Genomic DNA, 14,241 nt, shown 5'->3' with positions numbered 1-14,241 from the left:
AACACCTTAATTTAAGTTTGTTACAAACAAAACTTAAACATATGAAATTCTACAAAATCGCGCTTTTAGTAATGCTAATTGCATTTAAAACCACTACAGCGCAAAATGAAAACATTGAAACCTTACCGCTTCCTGAACATTTGCAAGACGGAACAAAATGGGAGTTTCAAGACAAACTTTCAGACGACTTTAATTATACCTATACACCTAAAAACAAAAAAACAAATTTTGGAAACGGGAAATGGTATAACTTTTACCAAAGTAGATGGGACGGACCAGGAACTACCTATTGGAAATACAATCATGTAGCTGTTGATGGGAATGACCTAATCCTAAAAGCATCTCGATGGAAAGGTAAAGATGAAGCGGCTCCTAAAGCTTTTAAATTTAATAAAATGAATAAGCCAAATGGTGGTGTTAGCGCTGGTTGTATTACTTCTAACAAACAAGTTATCTATCCAATATTTATAGAATCTAAGAGTAGTGTTGCCAATATTACCTTGGCTTCAGATGTATGGTTATTAAGTCCGGATGCTACACAAGAAATTGACATTATGGAGTGTTATGGTGGTGCTGGACAGGGTAATGCCTATTTTGCAAAGTCAATTCATATAAGTCACCATTCATTCATTAGAAAACCGTTTACAGATTACCAACCAAGAGATAAAGGTGCCTGGTACAAACAGAACGATGTTGAAGCTTGGGGAGATTACTGTTGGAATAACGGCAATAGAAAATATGTTAGAACAGCAGTGTACTGGAAAAGCCCTGTACATTTTGAATATTTTATTGATGGTGAATTAGTTCGTGTATTATACGACAAAGCATTAGCCACTAAAGTAAATGGGAAATGGGAATACGGTTACCCAACTATGACCAATGGTAAATTAGATGTGCAATATGGGAAACAAAAAATAACCTCATTTAGTACCAAAGACACCTATTCTTTTGAAGAGTTGCAAAAAGCCAATAAGGTTTCTAAAGTAAGCATTATAGACCCTTATGAATATCAAGGAGGTAAAGGGTTTACAAAGCCTTTAAATGTAATTATTAATATTGAATCTCAAGATTGGCATGTAAAGGCTGGAAGAACACCAAGTGATGAAGATTTAAATAATCCTAAAAAGAACGTTATGAAAGTAGATTGGTTTAGAGTATTTAAACCAAAGGGCTAAATCTCCTTTCGGCTAATAAAAAATTAAATATAACCTGTTGTTATTCTGATGATTAAACTCTATATTTAAGCATCTAAACAACAGGTTTTTATTTTGAAAAGACTAACAACTATTCTCATAAGTATTTTCTTTGTAGCATGTAATACCCCAGATGCTAAACAAGAAGAAGATGATATCTTACAGGCATTATGTCTAAATAGTGCGGAATTTCATTTTTCGGGGTATATTAATGATGAAGTCAAATGTTTCAGCGATGGTCTTGGGAATTATCAAAGGTATTCTGGCGGAGCAATTGAGGGGCATGAAGATCCTATTGGCGTTTTTACCATGGGTATAAACACTTGGCCTTTAAATAATGGAGATGAAGCTATCTTTATTAATACCCCTAAAGTCGACACCAAAAATGCCAATGATGTAATTGCCAAATTACCTATTGGTGAACTCCCTCTACAACAAAGACAAGAATTTCACCTTTGGTATAGGGTAATTGATCAAATTAGAGATGTTAGCAACATGATTACTACTGAACTTGAGGCTAAATTTGATGAAAACTCAGCCATTACCATTACTGAGGTTGAAAAAGAGAATAATGACTTATATGATGGTACAACACTAAAAGTAAGTATGACCATTTCATGTAGACTATATGACCAGGATGATAAAATGTCTGGAAGTATAGAATCCGCTAGTTTTACGGGTAGAATTTATGTAAATGATATTGACGATTAATCTTTATACGCCTCATTTAAAGCCATAGTGCCATTGGTGATGCTCGAATAATTAGAGTTAGTAGGTATAGATTTGGGCGAATTATTAAAAACACCACATAAGTAGGCTGTTTTAGGTATTTATCCTGAAATCAACATATCATAATCACCTGCAGTTTTAACAACTTCTTCAATTATCTCTGGTGCTACAGAACGCTCTTGAGAATTAGCTGCGTCTTCAGAAATTCCCAATTTTTCGAAAAACATTCTAAAGCCTTTCGGACTATGAATATTAACCCATTTACAGGGCTTATCCGTTTTATTACTAAAGGTATGTAATGTTTTCTTTGGCACATCTAGAGACTCTCCTGCCCTAACAATTTTTACCTCTCCATTGATAAAAAACTCCATTTCGCCTTCAACAATCAAAAAAGACTCATCATAAGAATTATGAGAATGTGGCGGTGGACCTGGAATGTGAGGTGGTGTTTCGGCAAACATCATATCGTAGTTTCCCGCGGTGTCATAAGGCGTTACTTTATGCCCTAAGACCCATTTTGTGGTTGGTTTTTCCATTTTATGAGATTTTTGTCTCATAAATATATAATTGAATTTTGAAATACCCAAATTTTATAAGACATTTGTCTCATGAATAAAAATTATACAGAAACTGGCAGAACACTTCAGAAGCAAAAAACACGCAATAATATTCTAACTTCAGCTAAAAAATTACTTCAAAAAGGAAAGGATTTTACTTTAGAAGATATCGCTGAGGATGCCAATATTTCAAGAGCTACGATTTATAGGTATTACTCCAGTGTAGATGTGCTTTCTCTTGAAGCGGGTTTGGACTGGCAAACTAAAAGTCCTGAAGAGGTTTTAGAGCCTTTAAACGGTTTAAATACGCAACAAACTATTTTAGGTATTCAAGACTATTTTAACAACCTTGCCTACAACAATGAAAAAGCCTTTAGAAAATACCTCAGTCATGCCATTACAACAAACTCAGAAGAAGGTAAAAGAGGTGCCAGACGTGTTAAAACCCTTTCCCTAGCGCTGCAAAACAATAATTTAAACTTGAGCGAAGAAGATTCTCAAAAACTAATTGTTGCCGCCACAACGCTTATGGGCGTTGAAGCCTTAATTGTTACTAAAGACGTCTGTGGTTTAAACAATGAGACCTCAAAAAGCGTTTTGAATTGGGCTCTAGAACAAATGCTTAAGGGCATACTTTCTTAAGATAGTAGTGTTGAGTTCCTTTATTAAAAAACATTAACCTTCCTCTAACTTTTAGGGTTACTTTTACTACCTTGTTCGCTTCAAATATTACTTATGAAACAGCGCACATTAGGAGCTTCAGGATTTGAGGTAAGTGAAATTGGTTTAGGTTGTTGGCAAATTGGAGCCGATTGGGGAAAAGCCTTAAATGACGAACAAAGTATAGCCATTCTAGAAGAAGCCGTAAAAAATGGCATTAACTTTTTTGATACTGCCGATGTATATGGAAACGGAAGAAGCGAAACCCTTATTGGTAAATTTCTAAAACAAACCGATAAAACGGTTAGAATTGCCACCAAATTTGGAAGAAATGCCAATGTCTTTCCAGATAAATATTCAAAAGATCTATTACGAGCTTCCGTAGAAAACGCACTTAAGCGTTTGGGGGTTCCAGCCATTGATCTTTTACAACTGCATTGTGTGCCATTTAATGTGTTAAAACAAGGTGCCATTTTTGATTGGCTTCGTGATTTAAAAAGCGAAGGGCTAATTACACACTTCGGAGCTAGTGTGGAAACGGTTGAAGAAGGTTTGTTTTGTATAGAACAGGAAGGATTACAATCACTTCAAGTTATATTCAATATTTTTAGACAAAAGTTAGTTAAAGAATTATTACCCCAAGCAGAGGAAAATGGTGTTGGTATTATAGTAAGACTACCCTTAGCAAGTGGCTTGTTAACAGGAAAATTCACAAAAGACACCACCTTTGCCAAGGACGATCATAGAAACTACAATAAAGACGGGGCCATGTTCAATGTAGGCGAAACCTTTGCGGGTTTACCTTTTGAAAAAGGTATTGACCTTGTAGACACCATTAAGAACGATGTACTTCCCGATAATTTGAACATGGTGCAACTGGCCCTAAGATGGATTTTAGACCATAAGGCAGTAAGCTCTATAATTCCTGGAGCCAGTTCTCCGAATCAGGTGATTTCTAATGCGTCGGTATCTCAATTAGAACCATTGTCTAAGGAAGTTCATAACACATTAACGCAATTGTATGTAGATGAAATTCATGAGAACATTCGTGGGGTTTATTAATCGAAGATAATTCCTTAGCAAGATTCTTAAACAACTTCTCGATACAATTCCTCATCCTTCGGAATCACTCGAAGTGACAGGAAGGAACTTTTAACACCTCCTATTGGTTCTAGTAAAGCAACGTTTTAAACTCGCACCGCCTAATGTCAGTTCGAGTAAAGCGACTTTAGGAGCTTTGTATCGAGAACCATTTAATAGGACGTTACATAACAAATAGATTGAAACAACTTCTCGATACTATTCCTCATACTTCGGAATCACTCGAAGTGACAGTTTATACTATTTCGAAGCCGCGGCAGCGGCACCAATAATACCAGCATGATTACCCAATTCCGCAGGAATAACAGGTGTTTGTATTTTTATCTGACTCTTGTATTTATCAAAATCCTTAGAGCTTCCGCCTCCTAGAATAATTAAATCCGGACAGGTAATAATCTCAACCAATTCTAAAAACTTATTGAATCGTTTGCCCCACTCTTTATAATTTAAGCCGTCTCGTTCTTTGGCAAAATTAGAAGCGTACTCCTCTATTTTCTTATATTTCTTATACGGTATTTGTCCGAGTTCAAAATTCGGTAAGAGTTCACCATTCAAAAAAGCACCACTTCCTAGACCTGTTCCAATAGTAATCATCATTACCAAACCTTGTTTTCCCTTACCAATACCATAATTCATAACAGCATACCCCGCAGCATCAGCATCATTAACAACGGTAACAGGTAATCCAGTAGCTTCGGAAAACAACTTTTCGGCATTTACACCTAACCAACTTTTGTGCATATTCCCAGTAGCCATACAAACACCTTTTTTTATAATGGTTGGAAACCCTACACCAACGGGTCCGTCATACTCAAAATGGTCTACAATGTCCTTAAATACTTTAGCCATATCGTTAGGCTTCTTAGATTTTGGTGTAGGTATTCTAAAGCGTTCTGTAACCATCTCACCTGTTTCAGCATTTACCAAAGCTCCTTTCATTCCAGAGCCACCTATATCTATTCCAAGAACATTCATTTGTAGAATTTTAAAATTTTTCAAAAATAAGAAAAGTAAATTTTAGGCCCCTTTAGGGATAAAAAAAGTTTATAAGATCACTAAAACATAAAAAAAACAGAGTATTTAAGTACATTTTAAGATATATTTTCTTTCTTTTGAGCTAAAACCATTAACTTGTTGTAATTAAAAATCAATTCAAAATTTCAAACAGAGAAAAATGAAAAAATTCTATTTTTATGTAATTGTTAGTATTGTTTTTATCATTCATCTTAACTCTTGTGGAAGAGAAGTTTGTAGAGAATGTATTAAATGTATTTCTTTTGATGACCAAGATAAAATTATAAATGAAGTCCGAGAATGTAATCCTGATACGACTTATTTAAATGGATTTAAAACAGGTTTTATTGATGGCGCAAATGAACAAGGCTGGAACGCCACCTGTGTTAATCTAGGTGTTATTTGTGAATGTGAAAAGTAATTAAAATACTCAACACCCTAAAAAAGTACACCATACGTAAATATAATTCCATCAACCGTTGCTTTTATTACACCAAATGATAATTGCCATAATGGTAAATCTTCGTTTTTTACTAAAAACCATCATTTTATTACCCTCGCTAGAACTAGTCGCCGACTAATTAACCAAATTCTATAATAAAAAGCCCCGACCTTTCACATGTTTCTAATTTGTAATTATTTTCAAATTTTGACAAAATGAATATTAATCAACTTATTCAAAGAAGATCCTTTCTTGAACAAATAGATAAACTTCCTAGGATTCCTTTACTTCCTTTGATTCTCATTACCCTATTATTTATAGGCCTATTGTATCTCTTTCATGAAAAGTATAAAAGAAAATAGAGTTTTTATCTAAGTTAATTATATTCTAATCCAAAACTAGTCTATGACGAGTGCATCCTTAAAATTACAGTTATACCACCCAACCCATCCCTAAAAAACAACATTTCAGTATCTTAGATTTCAAAAAACCGTATGTAATTGAGACCTTTGAGGTGTTAATCAATTAAGCTAAGTGGTATGAAATTATCTAAACTCCTAATATTTAGAATTGCCTTATTTACGGCAACGGGCATTTCTTTATTTTATGTACCATGGATATTGGTTTGGGCTTGGATATTACCATTACCAAATACGGTGCAAGAACAGGTAGACCAAACTATAGGTCATGGGTTTCATGGTATGATAGTTTATGTAGACCAAGAAGGTAAAGCACCTGCTTTTTATACCGGTGGTTATGATAACAGAGACACTAAAACAGCTGTAAACCCAAATGCCTTATTTAAAATTGCTAGTATTAGTAAGTTATATACTTCTGTAGCAGCGACTAAATTGGTTAATGAAAAACGTTTGTCTTTTGATAAAGCGCTTACGCATTATCTTCCAGAACTTAAAGGAAGGATTGAAAATGCTGAAGAAATTACCCTAAAGATGATGATTCAGCACCGTTCTGGTATTCCAAATTTCACAAACAATCCTGCTTATTGGGAAAACGAACAGGAAAATGGCAAAAATGCTTTAGATTTTGCTCTAGACTTACCAGCTAGTTTTAAACCTAATGAAGGGTATGAATATTCGAACACAAATTATTTATTACTGCGTAAGATAATGGATGGTGTTTTAGGGTATAATCACAATGAATATATCAAAGAGAAGATTTTGACTCCCTTAGAATTAAATAACACATTTTTTTCAATTACTGACGTAAATCTAGATGATGTTATGAGTGGATATCATGTGGGACATGAGGAAGATTTTAAAGCTCGTGAATATGGTATGTTGGCCACTGCAAAAGATGTAGCTATATTTTTGCGCGCCTTAAACAATGGTTCGGTATTTGACGCGGGAGAAAATGAAATCTACCCGTATGAATATAATCACGGGGGCTTGGTAGTTGGTTATCAAAGTCTTGCGGAATACCACAAAGATATAGACACGGTTGTTGTTCAGTTCTTAAATACCACAGATTTTGAAGGCTATGAGTGGAATTTATCAGAGATATCAATTAATAGAATTGTGAAAATCTTGCGTAAAAATAAGAACTAAAAAAGACCTAATTGTCATTTCGACAGAACGAGGTACGAGTGACGAGAAATCTCATAATACCTAGATGTTTCCAAACACTTAGCATGAATGACAAACACCTAAGATAACGAGAGCCAAAAAGGACTTTCTAAAGTTTCACTTTTGTCAATCTGAACTTGTTTCAGATTCTGAAATAAATTCAGAATGACAGGTATCTTAATTTTTTTAGATTACCAGTATGGTTTTATAACGTAGTTCTTGATACATCCCCGATAAAATCGGGACACTCGAACTGACATAACGTTAATTACTATTTCAAATATTCCAAAACATTAGCTTCAATACGCTCTTGTATATTGGAAACATCTGCCTTTACAAAGGTTTCACCAGTAATGTTTTCATACAATTCAATATAACGTTCTGAAACCGATTCTATGTATGCATCACTCATATGCGGTACAGTTTGTCCTTCTAAACCTTGAAAGTTATTAGAAATTAACCATTGGCGTACAAACTCTTTGGAGAGTTGTTTTTGTGCTTCGCCATTAGCTTGTCTTTCTTTATAACCTTCTGCATAAAAATAACGCGACGAATCTGGTGTATGTATTTCGTCAATTAAAACGATTTTTCCGTCTTTGGTTTTACCAAATTCATATTTGGTATCTACCAAAATTAATCCACGTTCTGCAGCTATTTCAGTACCTCTCTGGAATAATTTACGCGTGTAATCCTCAAGAATGACATAATCGTCTTCACTTACAATACCTTTAGCTAAAATATCCTCACGAGAAATGTCTTCATCATGATCACCCATTTCGGCTTTAGTGGCAGGTGTAATTATTGGTTCTGGAAAGGCATCATTTTCTTTCATACCTTCTGGCATTGGTATACCACATAGCATGCGTTTACCAGCTTTATACTCACGTGCAGCATGACCAGACATGTACCCACGAATTACCATTTCAACTTTAAATGGTTCACATAAATGCCCTACGGCTACGTTTGGGTCTGGTGTAGCAACCAACCAGTTTGGTACCAAATCTTCTGTAGCAGCCATCATTTTGGTAGCAATCTGGTTTAAGATTTGTCCTTTGTACGGAATTCCTTTTGGCATTACCACGTCAAAGGCAGAAAGTCTGTCTGTAGCAATCATTACCAACTGGTCATCGTTTATGTTATACACTTCTCTTACTTTTCCTTTGTAGACACTTTTTTGCTCTGGAAAATTAAAGTTTGTATCTATTATTGTGTTACTCATTTTGTTAGTATTCTTTTTCTATTTCCACTAAACTGGAAATTTATTTATTCTTATGAGTTCGTTTTTTATTGTTTAAATACTTTTAATATTCCATTTCGACTGTGTTCAATGTAATCTAGAACTTCAAAACAGAAAAGCAAAAGTATTACTTAATTTCTTTATTTCTTAATTTTCTTTGTCATTACGAGGAGTGAGGCGCGAGCGACGTAGTAATCTCTTCCTTTTGCTACTCAAAATATATTATTGTAAATAAGTGAAATGATTTTAAAACTCTTGTCAGTTCGAGTGTTTTGTGAAGCATGAACAAAATGTATCGAGAACTCTAGCCCTGATTGATGCGGCATCCTTTTTTGTTTTTCTCAAAAAAGATATAGCGGAAAGCGGGAAAAAGCTTCTAAAAAAACAATGAGATGCTGAAACGAGTTCAGCATGACAAGGCTTTTAATTATACCGCACATCTCAACTGAAAACTATTAAATCTGACTGCTAACTGAATTACCCTCTATTCTCAATGCTTTTATAAGCGTCTATAATCTTCTTAACCAGCTTATGGCGAATCACGTCTTTTTCATCTAAAAATATCATTCCCACACCTTCTACATTCTTTAAAATAAGCATAGCTTCTTTGAGTCCCGAAATGGTTCTGCGCGGTAAATCTATCTGTCCAGGATCTCCTGTTAATAAGAACTTGGCATTTTTCCCCATACGCGTTAAGAACATTTTCATTTGTGCATGCGTGGTGTTTTGTCCTTCGTCCAGAATCACAAAGGCGTTATCTAGTGTACGTCCGCGCATAAATGCTAATGGCGCTATTTGTATGGTGCCATTTTCTATGTAATGTGCTAATTTTTCTGGAGCAATCATATCGCGCAGCGCATCGTATAAAGGCTGCATATATGGGTCCAACTTCTCTTTTAAATCACCTGGTAAAAACCCAAGGTTCTCCCCTGCTTCAACAGCTGGTCTAGTTAAAATTATACGCTTTACTTCTTTATTCTTTAATGCCTGAACCGCTAAGGCAACACCTGTATAGGTTTTCCCCGTTCCAGCAGGCCCAATAGCAAACACCATATCATTTTTGCGCATGCTTTCTACCAATTTACGTTGGTTAGCTGTTTGCGCTTTTATAATTTTTCCTCCAACACCATGCACTATGGTCTCTCCACTTTGTTTTGATGTGTTATAATCTTCACTACTAACACTTGTTAATACACGTTCTATAGAGTTTTCATCTAACTTATTGTATTTACCATAGTGTTTTAGCAGCATAGTTAATCGGCGATCAAATTCTTCAAGTAATTCTTCGTCACCAAAGGCTTTAATTTTATTACCTCTTGCTACAATTTTTAGTTTTGGGAAGTACTTTTTTAGAAGTTCAATATTGGCATTTTGAGCTCCAAAAAATTCTTTTGGAGTAATTTCTTCAAGTTCAAAGATTAATTCGTTCAAAGGCGTATTCTAATTTTAAATTTCTTCTGATGATTCTATACCATCAGATTAAATGATTTGTTTAATTTTGCTTTAACTCAAATGTAATGAAATTTGAGGGCACTAACCACAAAAACATATCAACAATTTTGCCAATGGCAATCATAACTTTAACTACTGATTTTGGGGAGAAAGATCACTTTGCTGGCGCAACTAAGGGTGCTATTTACAGTGAATTACCAGATGTTAGAATTGTTGATATCTCACATTCCGTATCGCCATTTAATATTCCGGAAGCGGCATATATTATTCAAAATGCCTACAGTAGTTTCCCAAAAGGTACCATTCATATTATTGGTATTGATTCAGAAATAAATCAGGAAAACAAGCATATCGCGGTTAAACTAGACGATCATTACTTTATTTGTGCTAACAACGGAATTATGAGCATGATTTGCTCTGAAATTGCTCCAGAAAAAATTGTGGAAATTAATATCCATGATAAGATACAAACGAGTTTCCCTGTACTAGATGTGTTCGTAAAAGTGGCTTGCCATATTGCTCGCGGCGGTACTTTAGAGGTTATTGGCAAAACCATTACCCAAATTAAGCCTATTAAAAATATTGTGCCTTATGTAAATGACGACAAAACCCAAATTATTGGTAGTGTTATTTACATTGATAATTACGGTAATGTGATTACAAATATTAAACGTGGCTTTTTTGAAACCATACAGAAAGGGCGTGCTTTTGAGATTTCGGCTCGTAACCATAAATTCAGAACTATATTTGAGAAGTATAGCGATATTGTAAACTTTGAAATCCCTGAAGACAAACGTTTTGACGAAGGTAGAGGCCTGGTAGTCTTTAATTCTGGAAACTTCTTAGAAATTGCCGTGTATAAAAGTAATTCCGCCACTATTGGTAGTGCTAGCAGCTTGATGGGCTTGGGTATTATGGATACTGTGAGCATTAATTTTATAAAAGATTAACTATGTTTGTGCGTATTGTTAAGTTAGGATTTCATGAAGAACATGTTGCAACCTTTCTTGGTAATTTTGAAGAGAATAAGCATAAAATAAGAGATTTTGAAGGTTGTAAGTTCTTAGAGCTGTATCAAGACAAAACAGATCCTACCGTATTTTTCACCTATAGTTATTGGGAATCGGAAACACATTTGGAAGCTTATAGACAATCTGATTTCTTTAAAAGCATTTGGAATAAAACCAAAGTGTTATTTAATATAAAACCCGAAGCTTGGAGTGTGGATAAGCTGGATAGTTTGAAATAGACTGATAACTGATGAGTGACTTATGAAAAAACAATTAGCGTCATTGCGAGACAAATTATTAGATTTGTTGTGGCAATGTTTCTTGAAAGAGATTACCACGTCGCTCGTGCCTCACTCCTCGTAATGACAGGCAATTAATTTAATAAACGAATAAATAAAGCTAATGCTCGCTATACTTAAAAAAGAAATTAATTCATTTTTCGCATCACCCATAGGCTATTTAGTTATTGCTATATTTTTAGTTTTAAACGGACTCTTTTTATGGCTATTTAAAGGAGAATTTAACGTGTTAGACTATGGTTTTGCAGATTTGTCTTCATTCTTCTTATTAGCACCTTGGATTCTTATTTTTCTCATTCCAGCAGTAACCATGCGTAGTTTTTCAGATGAAAAAAAACAAGGTACTTTAGAGCTGTTATTAACAAAACCTATTAGTCATTTAAACATAGTCTTAGGTAAATATTTTGGTGCTTTAATTCTTATTTTGATAGCACTTGTTCCAACATTGTTATACGTTTATACCGTTTACCAATTAGGAAAACCTATTGGTAATTTAGATATGGGAAGCACATGGGGCTCTTATTTTGGTTTACTATTCTTAGTAGCTGCATATACCGCCATAGGTATATTTGCTTCTACTCTTTCAGAAAATCAAATTGTTGCTTTTATTGTTGCTGTATTTTTATGTTTTCTATTCTATATAGGCTTTGAAGGTATTGCAGATTTTACTTCTAGTAATCTTATAGAACAATTGGGAATGAGTTATCATTTTAAAAGTATGAGTAGAGGGGTTCTGGATACGCGAGATATCATCTATTTTTTAAGTGTAACGGTATTGTTTATTATGTTAACTAAATTCAATTTAACCAAAGACTAATGATACTTAAACCTATATTTATCATATTAGTCCTTGTTGTTTTTGTCTTAGTTTGGTGGTTTGCCAATACCATAGATAAGCGCAAATGGGTATCCTTTTTAATTGCATTAGTGTTAACGCCTTTTGTGTATTACTACGTATTATATCCAGTAATGAATATTTTTAGTGCTTACCATCATGAAAAGTATTTTGATGCCGCTATTTGGAATGAAAAGCCAGCTTATAGATATGAAATGGCAGGTAACTTACTAGCAGATAGCCTACTAACAAACAAAAGTAAAAAAGAGGTAAAAGCGCTACTAGGGCAAAGTGAATGGTACGGGTGGAATGATGCTATAAAAGCCAATTCTAAAGAGCAATGGAATTATAATCTTGGTGTAAAACCAGGAGCCTTTAATAATATGCAAGAGTGCTTAGAAATTATTTTTAAAGATAATGTGGTAAGCGAAATACGTGAATATCAAATAGAACAAACTTTTGAAAAAGAAGATTAAACATATAGCTATTGTTGTAATTGTTTTAATTGCAATAAACCTAATTAGTAATGCGGTTTTTAAACGTTTCGATTTAACTGAAGACCAACGCTATACTTTAAGTGAATCTACTATCACTATACTTGAAGAAGTTGAGTCTCCCATTACAATTGATGTGTTTTTAGAAGGTAGCGAATTTCCATCGGAATTTAGAAGACTACAATCTGAAACTAAGCAACTGCTTGAGGAGTTTTCTAATGTAAATGATAACATAGCATTTAGTTTTATAAACCCGTTAGAAGATGACGCAAGTAGAGATGCTAATATTCAATCCTTAAGTGCTCGTGGTATGCAACCTATGCAATTAAGCGTTAACGAAAGTGGCAAATCATCTAAAGCCATTATCTTCCCTTGGGCTTTAGCAAGTTTTAATGAGCAAACTGTTATTATTCCGCTTATTAAAAATAAAATTGGTTCCACACAGCAGGAATTAGTCTCTAATTCTGTGCAGCATTTAGAATATGCCTTTGCTGACGGATTTAGTAAACTTACTAAACCTAAACGAAGAAAAATTGCCGTTTTAAAAGGTAATAATCAGTTAGATGATATTAACATTGCAGACTTTATCAAAAAACTTCAGGAGTACTATTATATAGCACCTTTTACCCTAGATAGCGTTGCTAGTAATCCGCAGAAAACGTCTAAAGATTTAAATACGTATGATTTAATTATTTCTGCAAAACCTACTGTACCTTTCACTGAAGAAGAAAAACTGGTTTTAGATCAGTTTACCATGAATGGTGGAAAAAGTTTATGGCTTATTGATGCTGTAGCCATGGAAAAAGATAGTCTGTATAATGCAGCAGGTAAAAACTTTGCTGTGGCACGAGATTTAAATCTTACTGACTTCTTTTTTAAATACGGTGTTAGAATTAACCCTGGGATTGTGGCCGATATGTATTCTGCGCCTATTATGGTGGCCACAGGCAATGATAACGATACGCGTTTTATGCCTTTAAGATGGTCTTATTCACCATTAGCTTCTGGGAATCCGCATCACCCAATAACAAACAATCTTAATTTGGTAAAGTTTGATTTTGCAACTCAAATTGATACCTTAAAAAATAGTATCACTAAAACAGTACTTTTAAGAAGTTCTGCACTAACTAAACTAGAAGGTGTTCCAAGAGAAATTAATCTGGAAGAAGCTACTAAAGAACCAGATGCCAACCTTTATAACAAAGGTAACCAAACCCTTGCTGTATTGCTTGAGGGCAAATTTACTTCGGCTTATAAAAACCTTATAAAACCAACAAAACTAAACGGTGTAAAAGACCAGAGTCCACCAACAAAAATGATTGTAGTAGCCGATGGTGATGTTATCAAAAATAATGTAGATAGAAACGGTCCTACTGATCTTGGTTTTGATCGTTCCAGTAATCAGGCCGTTGGAAATAAAGAGTTTTTACTAAATGCCGTAAATTACTTACTAGACGATAACGGACTTATAAACATTCGCTCTAAAGAAGTAGCTGTTGCCTTCTTAGATCAACAAAAAATAGCACAAGAAAAAACTAAGTGGCAACTCTTAAACATAGCATTACCACTAGCCTTGTTGGCTTTATTTGGTTTTGTGTTTAATTATATTAGAAAGAAAAAATACGGGGCTTAAAT

The 14,241-nt window shown here is 34.4% G+C and carries 15 protein-coding genes; 11 read left to right on the top strand and 4 right to left on the bottom strand.

Annotated features, from left to right (window positions below):
* Positions 1-41 precede the first annotated feature (41 nt).
* Both FUA24_RS18785 and FUA24_RS18780 read left to right on the top strand, forming a co-directional pair.
* Positions 42-1,175, top strand: a complete 1,134-nt coding sequence (locus FUA24_RS18785; protein WP_148544604.1) for a LamG domain-containing protein — start codon at positions 42-44, stop codon at positions 1,173-1,175.
* 93 nt (positions 1,176-1,268) lie between these two features.
* Positions 1,269-1,904: a hypothetical protein gene (locus tag FUA24_RS18780; protein WP_148544603.1), complete on the top strand. Its 636-nt coding sequence runs from the start codon at positions 1,269-1,271 to the stop codon at positions 1,902-1,904.
* Between the two features lie 119 nt (positions 1,905-2,023).
* Here FUA24_RS18780 and FUA24_RS18775 read toward each other — a convergent pair whose 3' ends face one another.
* Complete coding sequence (locus FUA24_RS18775; protein WP_246147096.1) at positions 2,024-2,479, bottom strand: cupin domain-containing protein; 456 nt, start codon at positions 2,477-2,479, stop codon at positions 2,024-2,026.
* 51 nt (positions 2,480-2,530) lie between these two features.
* On the opposite strand from FUA24_RS18775, the gene FUA24_RS18770 reads away from it, so the two are divergent.
* Positions 2,531-3,121, top strand: a complete 591-nt coding sequence (locus FUA24_RS18770; RefSeq protein WP_148544602.1) for a TetR/AcrR family transcriptional regulator — start codon at positions 2,531-2,533, stop codon at positions 3,119-3,121.
* 93 nt (positions 3,122-3,214) lie between these two features.
* The gene (locus tag FUA24_RS18765; protein ID WP_148544601.1) at positions 3,215-4,201 is read left to right on the top strand and encodes an aldo/keto reductase; all 987 of its coding nucleotides are present in this window, start codon (positions 3,215-3,217) and stop codon (positions 4,199-4,201) included.
* 279 nt (positions 4,202-4,480) lie between these two features.
* On the opposite strand, the gene ppgK is transcribed toward FUA24_RS18765, so the two are convergent.
* Positions 4,481-5,215, bottom strand: a complete 735-nt coding sequence (ppgK, locus tag FUA24_RS18760; RefSeq protein WP_148544600.1) for a polyphosphate--glucose phosphotransferase — start codon at positions 5,213-5,215, stop codon at positions 4,481-4,483.
* Positions 5,216-5,414: 199 nt separating this feature from the next.
* Between ppgK and FUA24_RS18755 the strand changes: the two genes are divergently transcribed.
* Together FUA24_RS18755 and FUA24_RS18750 are read left to right on the top strand one after the other, a co-directional pair.
* Complete coding sequence (locus FUA24_RS18755; protein WP_148544599.1) at positions 5,415-5,675, top strand: hypothetical protein; 261 nt, start codon at positions 5,415-5,417, stop codon at positions 5,673-5,675.
* A 560-nt stretch (positions 5,676-6,235) separates the two neighbouring features.
* Positions 6,236-7,261, top strand: coding sequence for a serine hydrolase domain-containing protein (locus FUA24_RS18750; RefSeq protein ID WP_148544598.1), 1,026 nt, complete (start codon positions 6,236-6,238; stop codon positions 7,259-7,261).
* 289 nt (positions 7,262-7,550) lie between these two features.
* On the opposite strand, the gene FUA24_RS18745 is transcribed toward FUA24_RS18750, so the two are convergent.
* Together FUA24_RS18745 and FUA24_RS18740 are read right to left on the bottom strand one after the other, a co-directional pair.
* On the bottom strand, positions 7,551-8,498 hold the full coding sequence (locus FUA24_RS18745; protein ID WP_148544597.1) for a phosphoribosylaminoimidazolesuccinocarboxamide synthase: 948 nt from the start codon (positions 8,496-8,498) through the stop codon (positions 7,551-7,553).
* Between the two features lie 495 nt (positions 8,499-8,993).
* Positions 8,994-9,947 (bottom strand): PhoH family protein, encoded by a 954-nt coding sequence (locus FUA24_RS18740; protein ID WP_148544596.1) that lies wholly within the window; start codon positions 9,945-9,947, stop codon positions 8,994-8,996.
* Between the two features lie 134 nt (positions 9,948-10,081).
* On the opposite strand from FUA24_RS18740, the gene FUA24_RS18735 reads away from it, so the two are divergent.
* From FUA24_RS18735 to gldG, 5 genes are all read left to right on the top strand, one after another.
* On the top strand, positions 10,082-10,918 hold the full coding sequence (locus FUA24_RS18735; RefSeq protein ID WP_148544595.1) for an SAM hydrolase/SAM-dependent halogenase family protein: 837 nt from the start codon (positions 10,082-10,084) through the stop codon (positions 10,916-10,918).
* A gap of 2 nt (positions 10,919-10,920) precedes the next feature.
* Positions 10,921-11,217, top strand: a complete 297-nt coding sequence (locus FUA24_RS18730) for a putative quinol monooxygenase (RefSeq protein ID WP_148544594.1) — start codon at positions 10,921-10,923, stop codon at positions 11,215-11,217.
* Positions 11,218-11,380: 163 nt separating this feature from the next.
* The gene (gldF, locus tag FUA24_RS18725; protein WP_148544593.1) at positions 11,381-12,094 is read left to right on the top strand and encodes a gliding motility-associated ABC transporter permease subunit GldF; all 714 of its coding nucleotides are present in this window, start codon (positions 11,381-11,383) and stop codon (positions 12,092-12,094) included.
* The gene (locus FUA24_RS18720; RefSeq protein WP_148544592.1) at positions 12,094-12,588 is read left to right on the top strand and encodes a hypothetical protein; all 495 of its coding nucleotides are present in this window, start codon (positions 12,094-12,096) and stop codon (positions 12,586-12,588) included. The genes gldF and FUA24_RS18720 overlap by 1 nt, the downstream gene beginning before the upstream one ends.
* Positions 12,572-14,239, top strand: a complete 1,668-nt coding sequence (gene gldG / locus FUA24_RS18715) for a gliding motility-associated ABC transporter substrate-binding protein GldG (RefSeq protein ID WP_148544591.1) — start codon at positions 12,572-12,574, stop codon at positions 14,237-14,239. The genes FUA24_RS18720 and gldG overlap by 17 nt, the downstream gene beginning before the upstream one ends.
* Positions 14,240-14,241 lie beyond the last annotated feature (2 nt).

The organism is Seonamhaeicola marinus (assembly GCF_008085455.1).
This window is presented reverse-complemented; position numbering and strand designations above follow the sequence as displayed.

What these genes read in the sequence shown, in the direction of transcription:
- FUA24_RS18785 (WP_148544604.1), top strand. Translation starts at nt 42, where the DNA reads ATGAAATTCTACAAAATCGCGCTTTTAGTAATGCTAATTGCATTTAAA.
- FUA24_RS18775 (WP_246147096.1), bottom strand. Translation starts at nt 2,479, where the DNA reads ATGAGACAAAAATCTCATAAAATGGAAAAACCAACCACAAAATGGGTC.
- FUA24_RS18770 (WP_148544602.1), top strand. Translation starts at nt 2,531, where the DNA reads ATGAATAAAAATTATACAGAAACTGGCAGAACACTTCAGAAGCAAAAA.
- FUA24_RS18765 (WP_148544601.1), top strand. Translation starts at nt 3,215, where the DNA reads ATGAAACAGCGCACATTAGGAGCTTCAGGATTTGAGGTAAGTGAAATT.
- ppgK (WP_148544600.1), bottom strand. Translation starts at nt 5,215, where the DNA reads ATGAATGTTCTTGGAATAGATATAGGTGGCTCTGGAATGAAAGGAGCT.
- FUA24_RS18755 (WP_148544599.1), top strand. Translation starts at nt 5,415, where the DNA reads ATGAAAAAATTCTATTTTTATGTAATTGTTAGTATTGTTTTTATCATT.
- FUA24_RS18750 (WP_148544598.1), top strand. Translation starts at nt 6,236, where the DNA reads ATGAAATTATCTAAACTCCTAATATTTAGAATTGCCTTATTTACGGCA.
- FUA24_RS18745 (WP_148544597.1), bottom strand. Translation starts at nt 8,498, where the DNA reads ATGAGTAACACAATAATAGATACAAACTTTAATTTTCCAGAGCAAAAA.
- FUA24_RS18735 (WP_148544595.1), top strand. Translation starts at nt 10,082, where the DNA reads ATGGCAATCATAACTTTAACTACTGATTTTGGGGAGAAAGATCACTTT.
- FUA24_RS18730 (WP_148544594.1), top strand. Translation starts at nt 10,921, where the DNA reads ATGTTTGTGCGTATTGTTAAGTTAGGATTTCATGAAGAACATGTTGCA.
- gldF (WP_148544593.1), top strand. Translation starts at nt 11,381, where the DNA reads ATGCTCGCTATACTTAAAAAAGAAATTAATTCATTTTTCGCATCACCC.
- FUA24_RS18720 (WP_148544592.1), top strand. Translation starts at nt 12,094, where the DNA reads ATGATACTTAAACCTATATTTATCATATTAGTCCTTGTTGTTTTTGTC.